Annotated in this window: 9 protein-coding genes; 5 read left to right on the forward strand and 4 right to left on the reverse strand. The window is 57.1% G+C overall.

From position 1 onward, the window contains the following. Positions 1–148 precede the first annotated feature (148 nt). Entirely contained in the window at positions 149–1,855 is a 1,707-nt protein-coding gene (locus tag K1X12_RS15055) for a RyR domain-containing protein (RefSeq protein WP_220988386.1), read from the reverse strand. Between the two features lie 266 nt (positions 1,856–2,121). On the opposite strand from K1X12_RS15055, the gene K1X12_RS15060 reads away from it, so the two are divergent. After that, the gene (locus K1X12_RS15060; protein ID WP_220988388.1) at positions 2,122–4,074 is read left to right on the forward strand and encodes a toll/interleukin-1 receptor domain-containing protein; all 1,953 of its coding nucleotides are present in this window, start codon (positions 2,122–2,124) and stop codon (positions 4,072–4,074) included. Positions 4,075–4,552: 478 nt separating this feature from the next. Continuing rightward, entirely contained in the window at positions 4,553–5,230 is a 678-nt protein-coding gene (locus K1X12_RS15065; RefSeq protein ID WP_220988389.1) for a hypothetical protein, read from the forward strand. 368 nt (positions 5,231–5,598) lie between these two features. Here the strand turns inward: K1X12_RS15065 and K1X12_RS15070 are convergent, their stop codons facing one another. After that, positions 5,599–10,158, reverse strand: a complete 4,560-nt coding sequence (locus K1X12_RS15070; protein WP_220988391.1) for an AAA family ATPase — start codon at positions 10,156–10,158, stop codon at positions 5,599–5,601. 268 nt (positions 10,159–10,426) lie between these two features. After that, positions 10,427–10,780 (reverse strand): hypothetical protein, encoded by a 354-nt coding sequence (locus K1X12_RS15075; RefSeq protein WP_220988392.1) that lies wholly within the window; start codon positions 10,778–10,780, stop codon positions 10,427–10,429. 174 nt (positions 10,781–10,954) lie between these two features. Here K1X12_RS15075 and K1X12_RS15080 point away from each other — a divergent pair, with 174 nt between their 5' ends. The 3 genes from K1X12_RS15080 to K1X12_RS15090 are packed head-to-tail and all read left to right on the forward strand — an operon-like array spanning position 10,955 to position 14,267. Then, complete coding sequence (locus K1X12_RS15080) at positions 10,955–12,448, forward strand: recombinase family protein (RefSeq protein ID WP_225908000.1); 1,494 nt, start codon at positions 10,955–10,957, stop codon at positions 12,446–12,448. Further along, positions 12,445–13,356 carry a plasmid partitioning protein RepB C-terminal domain-containing protein gene (locus tag K1X12_RS15085; RefSeq protein WP_220988394.1) on the forward strand — a complete coding sequence of 304 codons (912 nt, stop codon included), beginning with the start codon at positions 12,445–12,447 and terminating at the stop codon, positions 13,354–13,356. The genes K1X12_RS15080 and K1X12_RS15085 overlap by 4 nt, the downstream gene beginning before the upstream one ends. Further along, positions 13,353–14,267: a plasmid partitioning protein RepB C-terminal domain-containing protein gene (locus K1X12_RS15090; RefSeq protein WP_220988395.1), complete on the forward strand. Its 915-nt coding sequence runs from the start codon at positions 13,353–13,355 to the stop codon at positions 14,265–14,267. The genes K1X12_RS15085 and K1X12_RS15090 overlap by 4 nt, the downstream gene beginning before the upstream one ends. 5 nt (positions 14,268–14,272) lie before the next feature. Here K1X12_RS15090 and K1X12_RS15095 read toward each other — a convergent pair whose 3' ends face one another. Continuing rightward, the gene (locus tag K1X12_RS15095) at positions 14,273–19,420 is read right to left on the reverse strand and encodes a RecQ family ATP-dependent DNA helicase (protein WP_220988396.1); all 5,148 of its coding nucleotides are present in this window, start codon (positions 19,418–19,420) and stop codon (positions 14,273–14,275) included. Positions 19,421–19,466 lie beyond the last annotated feature (46 nt).

Genomic DNA, 19,466 nt, shown 5'->3' on the forward strand with positions numbered 1-19,466 from the left:
GCCGCGGCCCAAGCTCGGAGGGCCTCATGTACAACCCGACAAATCTGATCGCGAAGTTCATCTGATCGGTCTTCCAAAACTGCCTCTCAAGAAAACAATAAATGACTACGCTATTTGTCTGCCACTAGTATGCATTTGTGCCTGGCGCTCAACGCTTTGCGCTGGCGCGTGTCGTCAGAAGCTTCTCAAGGATCCTGATGGATGCTCGATCGTATTCTTGGCTCTCCACGTCCAATAGATCATATGGGACCAAGTCAGGATGCATTTTGAGATCATCCAATTTCTTCCCCCCGTCCTTCCTTGGTGTACCAGAGTACCTCCACCCGGACCATCGGCGCTCAGCATTCCAACGATCGTGCTCCAATCTAGCGAGCGCCTCGATACGCCCAAGCATACCGCTTTCATGCTGCAGGTATGGAATACTCGCCTTACCCAGCCAATGGGTGGCATCAATACCGACACTAAATAGTTTTGCGGAAATATGTGAAACAACAGCCCTATTGGACCGCTGAATGTCTGGCGTTTGGGAATCCCAGTTTTGCGCCGTATCAAGACCGTGCGCTTCCTTTCTATGCTCAGAAAGGGCAGTGCGATAAAATCGATGCAGAGTAGATGCGGCATCATCAAAAGCATCATCCGTCCAGCCACTAAGCTCGACGGTTTGATCCGTCGAACCGAAGACCGTTGTATTCTCTGAACTTGCTAAGATCCCCGATTCCCTAAGCTTCAAAAATACTGGTACATCTGGTTGACCAGATAAACGCAACCATTGGCGCAATGCGCCTTCTGCAGCCAATGTGTCGCCATCATTCCCCAGACAGATATACGCGTGGGTTATCTTATCATGCTCAGGGTCCAGAAGTTTCGGCGGGTTCAGGCCGTTTCCAAATCCACCCAATACACCTTCAAATACAACTGTCTCATCGAGTTCCGGCACCCGTTGCCGCAGAGCGGCCTCTCGCTCTGCCATCAAAGGATCGATCACCGTCAATCTAGGCCTATCCAGACCGAGTGTCAGACAATTGACCGCTAAGTCCCGCGCGAGAGCCTCGCCAGTTTCTCCAAAGCCAACAATAACGGCATGAACCCGTTTTTGATTTTCTGCTCTTGCGCGAAGGAATGGCGGATTATGAAGGTGAAGATGACGAGCAGACAGAGAAGACGCCGCGAGGATACGGAGAGGATACGCGCAACCTTTGTTTCCATTCGCGAGAAGGTCCGAGTAATCGTCAGCAAGTCTTCCTCCGCTTACGATGGCGGTGACGCGAGGATGTTTTGACAGCTTTGTTGCGGCGACAGCCAAAACGAGCGTTTCTGAATCGGTCTCCGCTGAAACCAGTATGTATTTCGCCCGGGAAGCATAAGTTGCAAGCATCAGCTCCTTACGACTACGATCATCCCAGGGCAGACGAAAAAGAGCCCCCTCTTTGTTAGTAGCGTTAGCTCCCAAATGAAGGAGTTTGGAGCCGTCTCTCCTCGCCCCTTCTATCGCAGAAAATGCATAAGGACTTGCTCCAACGATCACTCCTCGAAGATCTTTTATCTTGGCGGCGGTCCTGCGTATGCGGGTTTTGCCCAGAACGTCAAACAAAGCAGCGCTGGCGACTATCAACAAGGATGCCGGCCCGAGAAATCGAGCGACTTCCAGCGTCCATGTAAATTGTCCCGCAGGAAGGTCTCTGTAGGTGTCGTTGAAACCGAAAACCGACAGTGCTCGATACAGTATATCCAGGTGAGTGAGCTCAAGACTGCTGCGCCACCACCCCACTCCCCCAAAGCCGATAGCCGTCAGCCCTAAGAATATCGCCCACTTGTACCGGGAGGGCATTGATATGAACAATTTTGTGAATGACATACCAGCTCTACCCCAAGCGCCCGGCGCCAAGGTGTGAGGCGTCAGATCGCAGCCAGTTTAATTACGGCGTAATCTCATTATTTGCGGACATGCACGCATCAGGCAACCGAAAGTTTGCGCCTTTCAATAGGAAAATGTTTGGTGTGCTTTCAGTATAAGTAGCTGGACAGTCGGTACGAGGTTAGCGACAAAGTACAAAGTGAGTGGAAGCGCAGTCGCGCCTTTCAGCCTTCAGGCTGGATAGTAATCGATGCCAAGGAGGACAAATGGCAGATGTGTTTGTCTCCTATCGGCGAAGCGACCGACGCACCGCAAACAAGATGGAAAGATTGCTCGTAAGCGCACGAGTGAGCGTCTGGTTCGACAAAGAGCTTAAGGGCGGTGACACATTTGTCGATCGGATCAACGAAGAGCTTGAACTTGCGAACATAGTCGTCGCCATTTGGTCCGCGGATGCATCCGAGTCGAAATTTGTCCGCGGGGAAATGCTTCGAGCATTCAATTTGGACAAACTTTTAGTGGTTCGAATTGATGATACTCCCCTTCCGGCTCCGTATGACAGCCTGCAGACACTAGATTGGCGCAAAGTAGCTGATCGCCAGTCATTTGCTTCCACTGTTCGGAATCGAATGAACCGGTCCTCTTCCAAAGAAAGTACTCGGAAGTATCAGCCGCCTCATGATCGCGTCTGGAACCAAATCGAAAAATCCATCGATTGCGGCGATTATCGAGACTATGTTCATCACTTCCGCGAAACAGAGCAGGGTTTTGAAGCAAGCCGGCGCATACGGCAGTTGGAAAAGTGGGCACAACTCGAAGACGAAATGGCCCTCAAAGAATTTGCGATTGTGGCATTTCCCGCTCTTTCGCTGGAAATTCGGCGCCGACTGGGTTTGGTTGAGGATGACTTGGCTGCCGAAGCCGCATTGGACGTCACAGACGTTCATATGGATGAGAAGTTCGACGGAGCGATAGCGACCTACCTCTCACTCGACATTAGAGCGGCAGCCGAGCCCCTTTTCTCTTCCGCGCGCATGGAGTCAACATTCGACAGAATTGCCCTAACTTCGGCATATGATGAGGCGTCCGTGGCGGACGGCCTGACGCCGGCAATGAGTAGTTGGTACGCAACCTATGTTGCTCCCCTTCGGCAGCCAGCGATTTTGCAGGCTGAGCAAGTATCGACCGAGCCGACATCAGCCAATCAACTTTCTGGATTGTTACTACCCAGGAAACTCGATCAGTTAAAATACCATCTCATGGCGCGGCGGAAGGAAATTATCTCCAGGTTCCGGAATGAGAACGAAGCACTAATTCGTGAGCGCGAAGAAGCGCAAATAGAATATGAACGTATGCGAGCTGAAGAATTTGGGCGCGACGCTAAGGTACCTAACCGCTATTTTGTATGGGGCGTTTTGCTTCCACTTATCATGCTGCCGCAAGCTCTTTTGAACTTCGAAATCTTCCGCCAGGTACCATTCATCGGCTCCAATTTGCAAGCACTCGGCGTGACAATCCTCGTCGGCGTCGGATTAAGCGTAGCAGCCAACTTAGTTGGTCGATTTGTTCGTCAGTTCAATTTTTATACGCGCACCGATAACAACTATGTCGGCTGGCCACTTTGGGTTTTAGGAACTTTGTTGTTGGCACTGACGCTCAGCATCGTCGGTTATGCCCGCTATTATTATTCAATATCTACTGTCGAACAGTCGGTAATCCAAGGATGGACGCTATCCAATTTAATCCTGCAGGTCGCGAGTTTTTTGATGGGGAATATCGTCGTGTTCTTCCTCGGTGTAGGGATTAACTTTATGCTTTATGATAAGAACCCAGAGTTCGCAGACGCAGCTCGAAAATTGAGAATGCGGGCGAAACAGTTCGAAAAAGCAAGGCATAGCGCGATCATTATTCCGCTCACTGAAGCTGATAAAGCCCATGATGATAGAGAAAAAGCGGCGATCAATGCCGAACTGCAGATGCGCATGCATCCAGATTATAAGCGGATAAGCGCTTTGATTGCAGCTATTGAAGCCAAAGACCGCGTAATCCAAACAGTTCTGGTGGAATACAAATCGCGATTGTCGAAGCTCGTTCAACAATCGCAATCAAAAGTACGATATGAAAAGTATGATCTGAGGCGCAATCCGTCGGGTGAGCCGATCCAAGTGTCATCGGCCGACTTTATGGAAATGACGCCAAGGCTGTCTTGGTATCCATAGAATTATCCTTGGTTTAACTTTCGATAGTGGTGTCAGGCAACTCATCGCACGTCTTTCTCTTGGTAGACCGGGGATATCCCCTTACAGCACCGAGGGTACTGTTTCTCTAGCACGACTTCGTTTGCGCTCTTCGCGAACGAGAAGTTATTAGGCAATGCATCGTCGAAAACGGCCGTTTGAAAACGATGCACCTTCGGCTACTTTGTGCGGACGACATTCAAGAATTCACCTGTGGGGAGACATGCTTCACACCATCCGTCCATTGGTCGAAGGCCGACCGGGCCCGCTGCGATCTCTGCCGCTGGACACTGGATGCATAGCTCTCTGGAAAGGGAGAGGGCCTATCTACGCCTTTGAGGGACCGCGCGGAACGATTGCTGAAATACCAGGACCAGGAAGCTATATATACGCTTTGGGTCGCGGCGCAGATCAGACTATCCTTGTGCCAACAATACGGGGGCTCGTCTACAGATATGGCATGGACGGCCGCCTCGCCGAAATGGTGACTTTGGATAACTCAACTCACTTGCTGGCAGTGACGCAGTTGCCCGACGGGCGGTATTTGGCTTGCATCGGCGATCGTCTTTTCGAGTCGGGTGTAACGCCGTACTTCGCGCTCTTCGACCGTTCCGGAAATTTCGAAGAGCTAATAGTGCAAAGCCAGATCTCCGAACCACAGCTTGAAGTTCTGCCTTGGGGCGATGTTCTTTCTACGGACGAGATCCAGTTTCAGCTGATCACGATCGGGGAAAGGTTCTCTGTGATAGATTTGGGATCTAATGTCGTTTGGCGTATTCCAGATGGGTCTGACCCTCATCAGTCAACTTACTTCGCGATGGCCCCAGGCTCTGATATTGTCGGTTATTCAAAAGCAGGGAAAGAGTTGGCCAGACGAACAGTGGCGGTCGAGAGTTGTCGGCCGCCATTCATTGCTCATGATAACTGTCTTGCCATCCTGGTCACTGCGCTGGATTTTCACACATTCGACCTCGACACACTTTCCGAAAGAGGTGTTCAGCGACTAGCTCTAGATGCTTCCGAGCCCCTGAGCGCAGATGTTGAACATTATGCTACCGCCAGATGCCTTATGACTATCCCGAGCTGTTCCAGCTGGGGACGGATCAATATCTGTGTATCATGGGCACCCAGCCAGTAGCATTGATCCTCAATGCAGCGTTCGAGCAGGTAGGTATGATAACGTTGTTCGATAGGGGAAAGCTCGAGCGGATTTGTCAGTTGGATAATCAGAACTTTATTGCGATCGATCGTTCGGGCAACGCGGCGCTCCTCGAGTTCTGTTGAGCCTGAACTCCCTTTACGTCCCACATCACTGCAAGCTGGATGATCCCGGGCGAGGACTTGAAGTGCCGGAACACATTGTTCCATTTTTTTGAGGTCAACCACCGTGCCCAGCGGCCTCAAGGCTTCTACACCGACATCACGGCTGTAGCTCCTAATGTCATGCAGCGGATCTACGAGATGAGCTCGAACGCTGGACTTCCGTGGCGCTGGGGCTGGCAGGCGTCATCGCCACGAGGCCAGCAATTCAATCGCGGCATGCCAGGCATCGCGCGCCTGCGCAACGCCGTAGAAAGGGCCGACCAGGATTGCCGCGACCATCAGTGCGGCGATGAGGGTAAGGTACAGGATCACTGAACGAAGGCGCGACGCGCTCTGCTTCCTGCGAGGCGGCTTCGACGCGTGGGTTCCGGTGAACTCCGCCGCGGATTTCTTCCCGGATGGATGCGTATCCGGTCGTGCCGGAGCAGGTGCCAGAGGATCGGTCGATTGAACGATAACCTGAGACGGCGTTGGCGAAGCCTGAGGCGGCGAAACGCGGGCGCGCTGCACAGAAGACGTTTGTTGGCCCACTTCCCCGATTTCCCCTTTGATCGCCAGCCAATGTAGCCGGCCGAGGCTGTCACCCGCCACGATGCAGCCACCCGGCAAAGCAGCGAGGCAAAGGACTTGGCCATCCAATTCCAGCCTTGCGGTTTCCACGCCGCTGGCCGGATCCCATAGGCGGATGGTGCGATCAGATGAACAGCTGGCGAGGCGCCCGTCCGGTAGTACCGCCAGTGCCAAGACCTCGCTGTTGTGGCCCTCCAGGCTTGCGGCTTCGGCGCCGGTGGTCGGGTCCCACAAGCGGATGGTAGCGTCCCTCCCGCCGCTGACCAAGTGCCCGTCCGGAAGCGCCACCAGCGCCCTGATCCCGTCGCCATGGCCCTCCAGCCTTGCGACTTCGGCGCCAGTGGCCGGGTCCCACAGACGGATGGTGCGGTCATCCGAGCCGCTGGCCAGGCGACCGTCCGGCAGCACCGCCAGCGCCGTGACCCAGCCCTCGTGGCCCTCCAGTCTGGCAGTTTCGGCGCCGCTGGAAGGGTCCCAAAGGCAGATGGTGCGGTCATGTGAGCCGCTGGCGAGGTGCCCGTCCGGCAGCACCGCCAGCGCATTAACCACGCCGCGATGACCCCACAGCCTTGCGATTTCCGCACCGCTGGCCGGGTCCCACAGGCGGATGGTGCCATCAGATGAACAGCTGGCGAGGTGCCCTTCTGGCAGCACCGCCAGCGCCCTCACCCCGTCCGGCCGCACCCCCAGCGCATCAACCTCGCTTTTGTGACCCTCCAGCCTTGCCGTTTCGGCGCCGGTGGCCGGATCCCTCAGGCGGATGGTAGCGCCCGTCCCGTCGCTGGCCAAGCGCCCGTCCGGAAGCGCCGCCAGCGCACGGGCCGCGTTGCCATCGCCTTGCAGCGCTGAGGTTACTGCGGCAGTCGTCCAGTCCCACAGGCGGATGGTACGATCAAATGAACCGCTGGCCAGGCGACCGTCCGGCAGCACCGCCAGCGCCGTGACCCAGCCCTCGTGGCCCTCTAGTCTGGCAGTTTCGGCGCCCCTGGAAGGGTCCCACATGCAGATGGTGCGGTCATGTGAGCCGCTGGCGAGGCGCCGGTCCGGTAGCACTAAAAGCGCCATGATCCCGCCGTCATGGCCCTCCAGCCTTGCGATTTCCGCACCGCTGGCCGGGTCCCACAGGCGGATGGTGCCATCAGATGAACCGCTGGCTAGGTGCCCTTCTGGCAGCACTGCCAGCGCAGCGACCCCGTCGTCATGGCCCTCCAGCCTTGCGGTTTCCACGCCGGTGGCCAGATCCCATAGGCGGATGGTGCGGTCACTCGAGCCGCTGGCCAGGCGCCCGTCCGGCAGTACCGCCAGTGCCAAGACCTCGCTTTTGTGCCCCTCCAGCCTTGCGGTTTCGGCGCCGGTGGTCGGGTCCCACAGGCGGATGGTAGCGTCCCTCCCGCCGCTGGCGAGGCGCCCGTCCGGCAGCAACGTCAGCGCCATGACCCAGCCACCGTGGCCCTCCAGTCTAGCAGTTTCGGTGCAGCTGGCCGGGTCCCACAGGCGGATGGTACGATCAGATGAAGAGCTGGCGAGGCGCCCATCCGGCAGCACCGCCAGCGCCGTGACCCAGCCACCATGCCCTTCGAGCCCGGCGACGTCCGCGCCGTCGGCCGGGTCCCACAGGCGGATGGTGCCATCAGAACAACCGCTGGCGAGGCTCCCGTCTGGCAGCACTGCCAGCGCAGCGAACCCGCCGTCATCGCCTCTTACCCTTGCGATTTCCGCGCCCGGGGGCGTCAGGGCGGGACGGGTTTCGAACAGGGCGCCGGCGGGCGCGCGGGCCTCCAGAGCGGCGATGAAGGGGGCATAGTCTGCATTGTCCGTGCTCATCAAACGGCCATGGAGCTGTGGCATCAGCTGCCGCGGATCGCGCGCGCAAATGGGGCCCGCGAGCCGCAGTGCGGCGCCGATATGTCGGTGCAAGGGCAACTCCGGATTGGCGAAACTCTGATAGTCGCTGACCAGCTCGTCCACGCCGCGCAAGTCGATGAACTTTCCCTCAATCCAAACAGGATCGGTCAGCAGCGCGTCGAGCCGCTCGCGCATCCCTGCTTGAAACAGCTGGAACGGCAATTCAGCGAAGCTGCGGCGCGTCCATGGCCGGTCGGCATCGACGTGATCGGGAGACGGATCGAAATGTGCTGCCAGCGCCCTGTGTAGCGCGGCTTTCTCCGGCGCGTAGAACCGGTCCCGCACCACCTCTATCACTTGGCGATGGAAGAAGCTGATCAGCGGCTCGCCTTCCTCGCCTTTTTCCACGAGCAGGGCGGCAAGGCTGCGCTTCAACCGCACCCACACCGAGTCCGGCAGCCGGTCCGTCACCGCGCCAAACTGCTCGGACGAGACGCCCGCCATCACCTCTGCATCGCGCGAAAGCACCGCTATCACTTCGCTTTCCGACAATCCCTCGCGCCCCGCCGCGATCAGCCCCAGCGCGCGGCGCACCAGCAGCGGCTCATGGTGATGCACGGTTGAAAGCTCATCAAGGAATTGGCCGATCAGCGCGGTCAAATCCTCCGCCAGACCCCACGTATGCGGATCATCCGTGGATCGCCAGCGGCGCGCGATGGCGAAGGCAATGCGCAAAAAAAGCGGCGAGGCAGCGGCGGCCTCAAACCGCTTTAGGATGAAGGCTTCTTGTTCGCGCGAAAGGCCGCGCTGCACCTCCCGCTGGAGGCCAGCGAGGACGTCAGCGCCGTCTTCCTTGCTCAACGGCTCTATGGCGAGGAAGGCGTCCGCGGGCAGGCTGCGGCGCAGGCCCTGGACGATGCTGCGCTCGGCCGCGTAGGCTGCGTCATCCAGCACCGAGACGATGAGTTTCACCTGCGGCTGCAGCTGTTGCGGCAGCCACATAGGCCGATAGGGCGGGCGCAGCTGGTCGAGCGCGTCGATGAAGATTGCGACCGGCTGGTCGAGGGCGGCGAGGATGTCGCGCACCTGATTGACGAAGCCGTTGCCGTCCTCCTCCCACTGTGCGGGCAGAGACGCGACCCCAAGCGCGGCGAGGTCCTCGACAACCGAAACCAGGAGATTGCGCTGATTGGCGGAGGAAGCGCTCGCGCCAACAAACCGCTGCACAACCGCGCCCTGCACCTCCGCTGCCGCCTTCGCTATTAGCGCTGTCTTGCCAGACCCGGAGATACCGGTAAGTACCAAAGGATGGCGGGCATCGCTGACGACATGGGCGGCGATTGTCGCAAGATTGCGCTCGCGACCGCAAAAAACGCGCAGGCGCTCCGCGGCAAAAGAGGCGTGAATCGCGCGCTCGGTCTGCAGCGCGAAGTCACGCATCTGAGCGCGAGATTTGAATTGCGCGATTTGCGCGTCTATCGCCGCAATCAGCTTGCGGGTGATCTCTACGACGAAGTGGTCGGCATACCCTGCGCTTTCGGCTGGAAGCTCGGCGCGCAGCACGTTTTCTCCAGGAAGCGCCTTCTGTAGCAAGTCCGTCAGCGCCCGGACCGGTGGCTCGGCGATGCCGCGTGTGCGCACCCAAGCGATCGAGTTCGCAGCCGTCGCGCCATCACTGCCAGCAACCTGTTCTAGACCTTTGCGAATTTCCTGTTCGGTCAGGGACAGCAAGTACTTGTCAAGTTCGGAGGCGCATAGCTGGCCTTGTGCGTACAAATACCGCGCGGCCGCCTGAACGCCATCCCGCAGATTCGCCTCCACTGAAGTCCAAGCTTCGGGGTCCCTTAATTCTGAAAGGTCATCTTCCCGAGAGAGCAACGTGTAAGCGGCGATTAGGTCGCCACCAGCCGTGGTCAATCCGCCCGGAACCAAATGGTTCTCATCCAGCGCGTAAACCCTTTCGAGATCGGCCACAGTATTATTTCTATTTCGAGCGATCAGCCAATCGCGAACCGCCCGGTACTCGTCGCGCGCTATTGCAAACGGCAGCGGCGTCCATCCATAGCGGTCGCCGATCAGTATCAGGATATTGGGCGCGGGATAGCCCTGCGCCTCAATTACCTCACCCAGACAAATCTCCGCTGTGCGCTGGTTGAGCTGCGCGTCGTCATTGACGCCCCAGCGCATGTCAACTGTGCGTAAACCGAAGCCTTCCTTGGCGCAGTGTGCTTCAAGTACCGGGAATACCCGCTCCTGAAGGAGGCGGCGCTCCTCGCCGAAGTCCTGAAAGGTTGATGAGACAAATAATCGAAACGCCTTGGCGAACATGGATGCCTATCCCCTATTATACTTCGAACCTAACAAGCGTGGGCAGGGAACGATGAGTCAAGCGGGTCGAATTAGTCTTACAAGGGCCACCTTACAGTGGACTCGCTCCCGCACCTTTGGACTAATTTCTGTGGTTTGGCCACGTCGGCCCCAACGATTGCTTCTACGCCCGTAGCATAAGACGGAGTCAGAGTGACGAACCGCTACTCGCCGGCAATGAAGCTCCGGCGCGACACCGTCTCCGAAGAGACGATGACAAGCGCGATAGCTAAGTATCCACCCGAAGCACGACCATGAGCTCTCGCAACAACTGTTCGGCACGGTCCGATCGCACCGGATGTAAAAGCACCGACCTGCCCGACAGCTCTAGAACAATTTCAAGTACATCTTCCGAATGCCGCATAAGTCCAATGAGGTGCTCCCCGCTCGGACCATACTTGCCGGAGAACCAGTTTTTGACGGTGCGCTCGTTCGCCCCTGTCCAGGCCACGGCCGTCTTGATCCGCGCGCGATTTGCGCCAAGCGATCGATTTAAGGCGCCGGCAATTTCGGCTGCATAGCGATGTTTGCTCCCTGCCCCGTCTCCTGGGGGAAAGAACTTGCCCTCTTTCGGAAACGACATTCCTGCCTCCTTCGGTTATGAAGTTGATCCGAACTCGTTCCCTTCTTTTAGCTTGAAGGGCCTATCTGCTGATAATGAGGATTTGTTGAGGTGTCTGGAAGGAGACAGCCGACAACGCGCCCGCACGCGCCAGATGATCAGGCAACGCGCGATCCCGTGGTTGCTTATGTCCGTATGTCGACCGACCACCAGAAGTACTCGACCGAAAATCAGCTTGATGTCCTCCGCCGCTACGCTGAGGACCGGGGCTATGAAATCATCCGTGTCTATGAGGATTCCGGCCGGTCGGGTTTGAGGCTGGATGGACGTGAAGCCTTACAGTCATTGATCGCCACCGTTTCATCCGGCCAAGCCGACTTTCAGGCGATCCTTGTATATGATGTCAGCCGCTGGGGCCGGTTTCAAAATGCCGATGAAGGCGCTTATCATGAGTATGTCTGCTCCCGCGCCGGAATAAGGGTTCACTATTGCGGCGAGCAGTTCGAGAATGACGGAAGCATCGGCTCGAACCTTCTCAAGACTGTCAAGCGCGTCATGGCCGGCGAATACAGCCGGGAGCTTTCGGTCAAAGTTTTTGCTGGTCAGTGCCGGCTTGTGGAGCTCGGCTATCGCCAAGGCGGCAATCCCGGTTACGGGCTGCGCCGCCTGCTCATCGATGAGCAGGGATCGCCGAAAGGAGAACTCTCCAAGGGGGAACGAAAGAGCCTACAGACTGATCGGGTGGTTCTCATCCCTGGACCAGAGGAGGAATGCGAGATTGTCCGAGAAATCTACGCGTTGTTCGTCCTCAGAGGCCTTTCCGAAACGCAAATCGCTGCTCTGCTCAATGCTCGTGGTGTCCTGACAGACTTTGGCCGCCCATGGACCCGCGCCGCCGTTCATCAGATTCTGATCAATGAAAAATACATCGGTCACAACGTCTACAACCGGGTTTCCTTCAAGCTGAAACAGCGCCGCATCAAAAACCCGCGCGAGATGTGGATCCGCGCCAACGACGCCTTCCCGGCAATCGTCGAGGAAGCCCTTTTCCTCCGGGCCCGGCAGATCGTTGATGCGCGCAGCCAACACCTCTCTGATGAAGACCTCCTAACAAAGCTGCGAGGCCTTCTGCAGCAGAAGGGCGTGCTCTCAGGCTTCATTATAGATGAGTGCGAGACCATGCCGTCCTCAGGCGCCTACAGGCACCGTTTCGGCAGCCTCCTGCGGGCTTACCAGCTGATTGGTTATGATCCGGAGCGGGACTACCGCTACATCGAAATCAACCGGCGCCTGCGCGCCGCCCATCCTCAGTTTGTAGCGGACGTCATCTCAGGCATACAAACGGCCGGCGGAAAGGCTGAGGTCGATGCTGCCACGCAGCTGATCTGCGTGAACGACGAGTTTGCCCTCTCCGTTGTCCTTGCCCGATGTAGCGCAACTGTAGCCGGCTCTCTGCGCTGGCACGTGCGTCTTGATGCTGGCCTAGTTCCAGACGTCACGATTGCCGTGCGGATGGATGAGTTCAACCGCCGCCCGCAAGACTATTTTCTCCTACCGAGCTTGGACATCACTTCTGAAAAGCTTCGCTTGAGCGAGCAAAATGGCCTCGGCCTCGATGCCTATCGGTTCGACACGCTCGACTACCTCTTTCTCATGTCCCGAAGGGCTCAGCTTGTGGAGGCGTTATGATCGACGACGAGTATAATGAGAGCGCACCAAGTCAGGTAACGGTGATCCCAATCGACCGAATTCGGATCCTCAATCCCCGTGTCCGCAACCGACGTAATTTCGCAGACATGGTCGAGAGCATTGCCAAGGTGGGTTTAAAACGCCCCATCACCGTCGCAGTCCGCAAGAATACCGATCCCGCCGAATACGATCTGGTCTGCGGCCAAGGCAGATTGGAAGCCTTTGTGGAGCTCGGGCAGTCCGAGATTCCCGCCGTCATCATACAGGCGGAAGAAAGCGACTGCCTGGTCATGAGCCTGGTTGAGAATTGCGCGCGCCGGCAGCACCGAGCCATCGATCTAATGCAAGAGATCGGCTCCCTTAGGAACCGCGGCTACACCGACCGCCAGATCGCGGGCAAGATTGGTGTCTCCACTGAATATGTCAGCATGATTGCGGGGCTTCTGGAACGCGGAGAGGAGCGTCTCGTCGCAGCCGTAGAGACAGGGCTCATCCCGCTCAATCTCGCCATCGATATCTCCAGGACCGATGATGAGGGCGCGCAACGCGCGCTGACTGAAGTCTATATGGAAAAGAAGCTGCGAGGGAAAAAGCTCTCCGCGGTCTTGAAGCTTCTTCAACAGCGCCAACGGCGTGGACCACATATCAGGTCCTCTCCCGCCGGCCGAACCGGAGCGAAGCGTCCTCTGACCAGTGACGCATTGGTCCGGGCATATCGACAGGAGGCGGATCGGCAAAAGCTCATTATCAAGAAAGCGGAGGTCACTCAGGGCAAGCTGCTATTCGTGATCGAAGCCTTTCGGGCCCTCAAAAAAGATGAAGCGTTCTTGAACCTGCTGCGCGCCGAAGGTCTCGGCTCACTGCCGCAATATATTGAGGACAGCCTCGTGGTTGGAGGAACGTCATGACCGACCCATTCGACCCTAAAGCCAAGGTCTTCGCCGCGTTCGAGCAAGACTGCATCACCCTCCCAATTGTCTCCATTCTCCCGCTGCGTACTTTGCAAGCGACCCTCAAACTCAGCCAGAAATACCGCCAGATCCTGGCCTCCATAAATGAGGTCGGACTGGTGGAGCCACCGGTTGTGGCGCGCGACCCTAAACAGCGGGACACCTATCTGCTGGTGGATGGCCATGTTCGGCTCGAAGCTTTGAAGGATCTTGGCATCAAAGAGGTCGAATGTCTGGTTGCCACCGATGATGAAGCGTTCACCTACAATAAACGGATCAGTCGGCTTTCCCCGGTCCAGGAACACCGCATGATCCGGAAAGCGATCGATCGCGGCGTCCCAGAAGAAAAGATCGCCAAGGCGCTCGACCTCCAGCCTATGAGTGTCCGGCGCAAGGTTCGCATGCTGGACGGCATCTGTGACGAGGCAGTCGCCATCCTTAAAGATAAGCCCTGCCCCATGGCGCTCTTCGAAATCCTACGGAAAATGAAATCGCTCCGGCAGATCGAAGCGGCCGAACTACTCGTCAATGCGAACAACTATACCGTCGCCTATGCCTCTGCGATTCTAGCCGGCACCCCGCAGTCTCAGCTCGTCGACGGCGCCAAACCCAAACGGGTCATGAGCGTCACCCCGGAAACCATGGCGCGTATGGAGCGGGAGTTGGCGAGGCTACAAGAGTCTATCACTTCCATTCAGGAGTCGTATGGCAAAGACCACCTGCAGCTCACCGTCATCAAGGGCTACATCTCGAAGCTCCTCGGCAACCCCAGGATCGTACGTTATCTGATGCAGTATCGGCCAGAGTTTTTGAGTGAGTTTCAAGCGATCGCTGAAATGGCTTCGACGATGCCGGCTGAGCCGGTTTGATGTCGTCATTGAAAGGTCAAGCTCGGGATAATGATTTCCCACGTTTCTCTCTTCAACTGATGCTGCCAGTCTGGTGAGACATCACCCGTCGTCCGCGAAATGCAGGCATGAATCTCTCCACGCTCAAATCTTGATCCATGCGGCGGGGCAAAAGCGTTCGAGAGCCGTGCCAGCCGAACGCCAGTATCGCTCTCGATCCACCATCTTTGATCTGACCAGATAAGTGTGACAGAGTCACCAATATTCGCCGCTGCAATCGCGCTCAATACAGGATCGCCTGGCTTCAACCGGCCCGCATAGGATAGATCGACATCCCGCATACTGACGGATTGATAGATGCGATGGCAGCGTGCCAGATCGGTTGGATCTGAGAAAACATCTCGTTCTACAATATCTCCGCGCTCGCCGTTCTTTGCGAAGACATTGGATCCACCGGTCCAGATCAATGAAAGGCTCTGCTTGGCCCTCGTCATCGCGACATAATAGAGGCGCCGCGGCGCATCTGCGTCTTCGTTTTTGGAGGCTTGATCCCATCCTCCGTCTAAAACCACGACGTGATCAAACTCCAATCCTTTCGCGCCATGGGCTGACAGTAACATCAGACCACGGGGGGCCTGGCGTGCCCCCTTTAGCCATTCTGCCAGCCATTCGAGCACCTCATCGATCGGGATCGATCGAGCTCCAATATCGACTTCAAGGTCTTTGATGGCTTCTTGGAGCAGGCACCACCAATTGTTGGATGGATGGGACGCAATGAATGTGGATAGCTCGTCGCTGCTCACCATTTTTCCCAAACGCCCCCGGACGAACTCGACCAGCGCCTGGGTTTCGCGCAAACGCCAGAGTGGAAGAGAGTCTTCATTGCCCATATCGATGGGGATACCCAGGTCCTCGCAATAGCTGCGCACCGGCTGAAGATACTTCCATTGCCGCGCGATGATCGCCGCTCGTTTCCAGTCCCAGTCGGGCACAAGTTGCGATAGACGTTTCAATTCATTTACGGCAGCGACCGCCTGGTCCTTATGACCACCCTTCACCTTCAGTTGCTGTACACGCCCCTGAGCCACTGGGTCGAGAGACTGGAGCGCGCCGCCCTTCGGCGCAGTCCGCCGCCCCTGGTCAATCTCAATTGGGTGAGCGGTCTTCATACGCTCCTTCGCCGGCGCGATCACAGAGTTCGCCGCTTCAATGATATGCCGCGTCGAACGGTAGTTCTGGACCAAAAATGCCGGCTTTGCCGAATAATCCGCCTCGAACTTTCGAATGTATTCGACGCTGGCGCCGCCAAACGCATAAATGTTCTGATCATCATCGCCGACAGCGAAAAGACTGAGGCGTTGATCTGGATCATCCAGGCTCCGACCGGCGATGGCAGCGACCAACCCGTATTCTTTAGGGCCAATGTCCTGATACTCATCAACGAGGATCCACCGGTAACCCTGGACCAGGGTGTCTCGCTGGGCCTCGGCCTCGACGGTAGTTAGGCCGTCTCCATTCAACAATTGTGTGGCCGCCTCGATCGCACGATCAAAATCTGCTGTTGTCTGCATGTCCGAGCGCCCGATGAAGCTCATCCCCACCAAGCGCATCGCAAAAGCATGACAGGTTGAGATGTTAACGCCCGTAGCATCTTCACCAATCAACGCCCGTAGGCGTACACGGATTTCTTGAGCGGCATGGCGATTATAAGCGAGAACCAGAATCCCCTTGGGGTCTTCCCGCCGAACCCGTATCAAGAAGGCAATTCGGTGCACCAGCACCTTTGTCTTTCCAGCCCCAGGCCCCGCCAGAACGAGCACATTGGTTTGATCCCGCTCATCAGAAACAATGTCCATTTGAACACGGTTACCGAGACTTCCCACAATCTTTTGCCAAGACGCCGGCATCGTTTGGCGCCGAAGATCAGCGCTCCTGTTTGGTAGCCAACGCCGTAAGAACACGTCACGCTCCAAGGAAAAATAGTCCTGAGATAGTGAGAGCGCCCTATTCATTGAGAGCAGGCCCTGCTCAGCAAATGCCGCCATTACATGCGTTTGTATCGTTTGCTCCGCATAGTGATCGGCAAGCGGATCAAAATGACGCTTTGTGAAAGCTTGGGTGCCAGGGCTAAGTTGAAGCGTCATGGCAGGCCGGAATATCGTAAGCCCCCGCCCCAGAGTGATGATCTCCTGCTCATGCAACCAAAGCAATGCCCGGTCGAGAAGCTTGGACAAATTACTGACAGAGCTTGCAAGCAAAACATCTGAAGACAGCGCTGCGCTGAGTTTGCCAACAGTAGTGGCCACCTGAATGTCCTTTCCGCGCGTGCGCGGGGGGACTGCTCCGATAAGGGCGCTTAGGATGAGTTCAGCGCCGCGCCGACGTAAATCAGCAATTTCTCGAATGGCCCTCCAAGACCTTTGAAGCTCCAAAGTGATGGTCGAGCGATTGGGCTTTCGGAGCCTCAGGCTCCCCTGCCCCCCACTGTCATCTCGCCCGTCTTCAGCAATGCTCTTAAGCATCCGCTGCAACACATCGGGTCGAACGAAAGCATATCCCTGATCTCTCAGACGCTGACAGACCCCAGAAATATGAAGGGTGAGCTTTGTTCCATCTGTATCATCAGCGCCTACCTCCTCCATTTCTTGAATGAAGTCTTTTTCGAGCTGCAACGCCTGCTGAAACTTCTGTATTGAAGTTTCTGCGACGCCAACGGTCACATAAGCTGTCAAAGCTGTATCGTTGGTGGCGATCCCTAAGGTTTCTAGATCGATGAGCGCTTTTCTCAGTTCGCTCGCCGGCAATCCTGAAACGGACGAAAGCTCATCCGTTGAAACACCGGCATCAGGCTCAGCATCAACGAGGTGACCCACAATACTGAGAAGCTGTGCCCGGCGGCGCTCTGTTAGTTTGGCGTCGGCAATGATCGCTCTTGCTTCATCGACACTTCGTATTTTCAGTGAGGAGGGGTAGACGTGCGTTCGGTTGTGCTCGCGCGTGAGCAATCCAGCTTCTTCGAGCCACGCGATAGCGGTTTTGACGCGCGTATCGTCGGTCGCGCTGTCACGCATAAACTCTCGGTCTCCCTCTTCTTTGATGATCTCGCCGGGGGTCGCGACAACCTCACCCTCATTTTGAAAGCGTTGATCGAGACGCCGAATAGCTTTGAGGAGCGCTGCGATTTCATGCTTCTCTAAGCGAGAACGCGCCGAGAGACTAAACTGGCGTTCGACATCCTCCTCTGCATACAGAAGGACGCAAGTAGCCGGTAGCCGGTCGCGCCCTGCCCTGCCGGCCTCCTGCATGTAGTTTTCAAGGGATCCGGGAACGTCACTATGAATGACCAATCGGATGTCTGGCTTGTCTATGCCCATTCCAAACGCATTGGTCGCGGCAATGATCCTTAAAGACCCGCTCCGGAAGCGTTCCTGAATGTCGCGCTTCGTCTCAGGGGTGAGCCCCGCGTGGAAGCACTCAGCCTCAAGAGACTGAGCTTTCAGGAAATCGGCCATACGCTCCGTGCCGGTCCGCGTGGAACAATACACAATGGCGCCCGATCGCCCCTCCTGCGGCAGATCCGATTTCAGGGTTTGAAGAACGTCTGCATACTTTGTGGCCTTGGTCGTCCTCTCAACCCGAAAGCTGAGATTGGTGCGGACTGACCCGCCATCTAAAACTGCGAGATCAACATCGATCTTCGTTTTGAAATGAGATCGAATGTCCTGAACGACCTCTGGTTTGGCCGTGGCGGTTAAAGAGATTACCGGTGCGGGCGGTTCGTCGCCAGAAAACTCCCCGATGAAGCGGGAAACATATCTGTAGTCGGGCCGGAAATCATGGCCCCACTTGGAAATACAATGCGCCTCATCGATCACCCAATAGCCAATCTCTCGCTGTCGGAGCACAGATCGCACCGAAGGTGTGCGCAGCTGCTCTGGCGCGATCAAGAGGATGGCGGCGTCCCCCAGCCTTACCGCCTCCAGCGCCGCCTGGCGCTCGGGGAGCGACAACATGCCATTGATTGTGAAACAGCCGCTAACGCCGGCTTCGGCAAGCCCCCGGACCTGGTCAGCCATCAAGGCCACCAGCGGCGAAATCACAACGGTGAGGGCACCGGTCTTCTCATACTTGGAGAGCGCGGGCACCTGATAGCAGACAGATTTACCTGTCCCCGTCGGCAAAATACCCAGAACGCTCTGGCCTTGCATCGCTTCGGCAACGATCCGCTCCTGAAGCGGAACGCCTTCCGCATCTTTAGGCTCTGGGCGGAAGGCATCGAACCCAAACCAGTTCTTCAACGCGCGCTTCGGATCGTTCTTTTCTGCGCACCAGGAGCAGGATGAGGACCCGCAGCGCGTATCTCGCAGGTCGCGGACGATCCGCGCCGCCTCTGGGAACTGGATCCTAACCCAAGGCGGCATAACCGACTCGCCGCCAGCCACACTGATCCAAGAGAGGGCATAGGCCGTTGGCCAGCCCCGTGATGGTTCCGAGAGTCGATCGTTCAGTTGCTCGACCTTCAGACTGCAAGCCGCACCCACCAACAGCTTACGAACGGCATCGCGCGCTCTAGGCTGGTCAGGGCGGGCTGCCTTACGGATATGGGTGAAGACGGCGTCGAACCCCGCTTGCGCCTCGCCCAAAGTCGAGAGGAAATGATAGGCGATCAGGACGTCGGGATGGGATTGATCCATAGCCGACAGCGCGGTGATTTGATTGCCCAGAACCTCAAAGACAAGCCTGGCATCCCGTTCGGGGTCATTGAGTTGTCCGGCCAGCAGCCGGCCGTCCTGATAGTGCTTCACCAGTCGGTGGTAAGGGTTTTTGGGAAAGGCGAGCGGATTGAGCCAGAGCGTGTCGATGACGCGGTCTGTCAGCCCGCTGAGTTTGGGCCGCACCGCGATCAGCTGCGGAAGGTCAAACCGGAGAATGTTGTGACCGATCAGGAAATCATCAGGCGCAACGAATTCTTCAAGAGCGTCGATGGCGCTATTTAGCGCGAGAGAGTTGTCCTGCGCCGATTTCGGGGATCGAAAAGCGATACTTCTATCGGACGCCTGGCGCACGCCCGCAAAGGCGAAGATCTTTGCGGCGCTGGGGTCGACCTCCAAATCGATCGACACGCAGCGGCGCAGGAGCTCAGCCAATCCTGGTAAGTGGAGGCCACCTTCCATTGTCTACGGATCTTCCCACCCAGGCGGTACGCTCATACCGAATCAG

This window comes from Hyphomonas sediminis, assembly GCF_019679475.1.
Lineage (GTDB): Bacteria > Pseudomonadota > Alphaproteobacteria > Caulobacterales > Hyphomonadaceae > Hyphomonas > Hyphomonas sediminis.

Excerpts from the sequence above, each read along its gene's own strand:
- K1X12_RS15055 (WP_220988386.1), bottom strand. The coding sequence starts at position 1,855 with ATGTCATTCACAAAATTGTTCATATCAATGCCCTCCCGGTACAAGTGG.
- K1X12_RS15060 (WP_220988388.1), top strand. The coding sequence starts at position 2,122 with ATGGCAGATGTGTTTGTCTCCTATCGGCGAAGCGACCGACGCACCGCA.
- K1X12_RS15065 (WP_220988389.1), top strand. The coding sequence starts at position 4,553 with ATGGACGGCCGCCTCGCCGAAATGGTGACTTTGGATAACTCAACTCAC.
- K1X12_RS15070 (WP_220988391.1), bottom strand. The coding sequence starts at position 10,158 with ATGTTCGCCAAGGCGTTTCGATTATTTGTCTCATCAACCTTTCAGGAC.
- K1X12_RS15075 (WP_220988392.1), bottom strand. The coding sequence starts at position 10,780 with ATGTCGTTTCCGAAAGAGGGCAAGTTCTTTCCCCCAGGAGACGGGGCA.
- K1X12_RS15080 (WP_225908000.1), top strand. The coding sequence starts at position 10,955 with ATGTCGACCGACCACCAGAAGTACTCGACCGAAAATCAGCTTGATGTC.
- K1X12_RS15085 (WP_220988394.1), top strand. The coding sequence starts at position 12,445 with ATGATCGACGACGAGTATAATGAGAGCGCACCAAGTCAGGTAACGGTG.
- K1X12_RS15090 (WP_220988395.1), top strand. The coding sequence starts at position 13,353 with ATGACCGACCCATTCGACCCTAAAGCCAAGGTCTTCGCCGCGTTCGAG.
- K1X12_RS15095 (WP_220988396.1), bottom strand. The coding sequence starts at position 19,420 with ATGGAAGGTGGCCTCCACTTACCAGGATTGGCTGAGCTCCTGCGCCGC.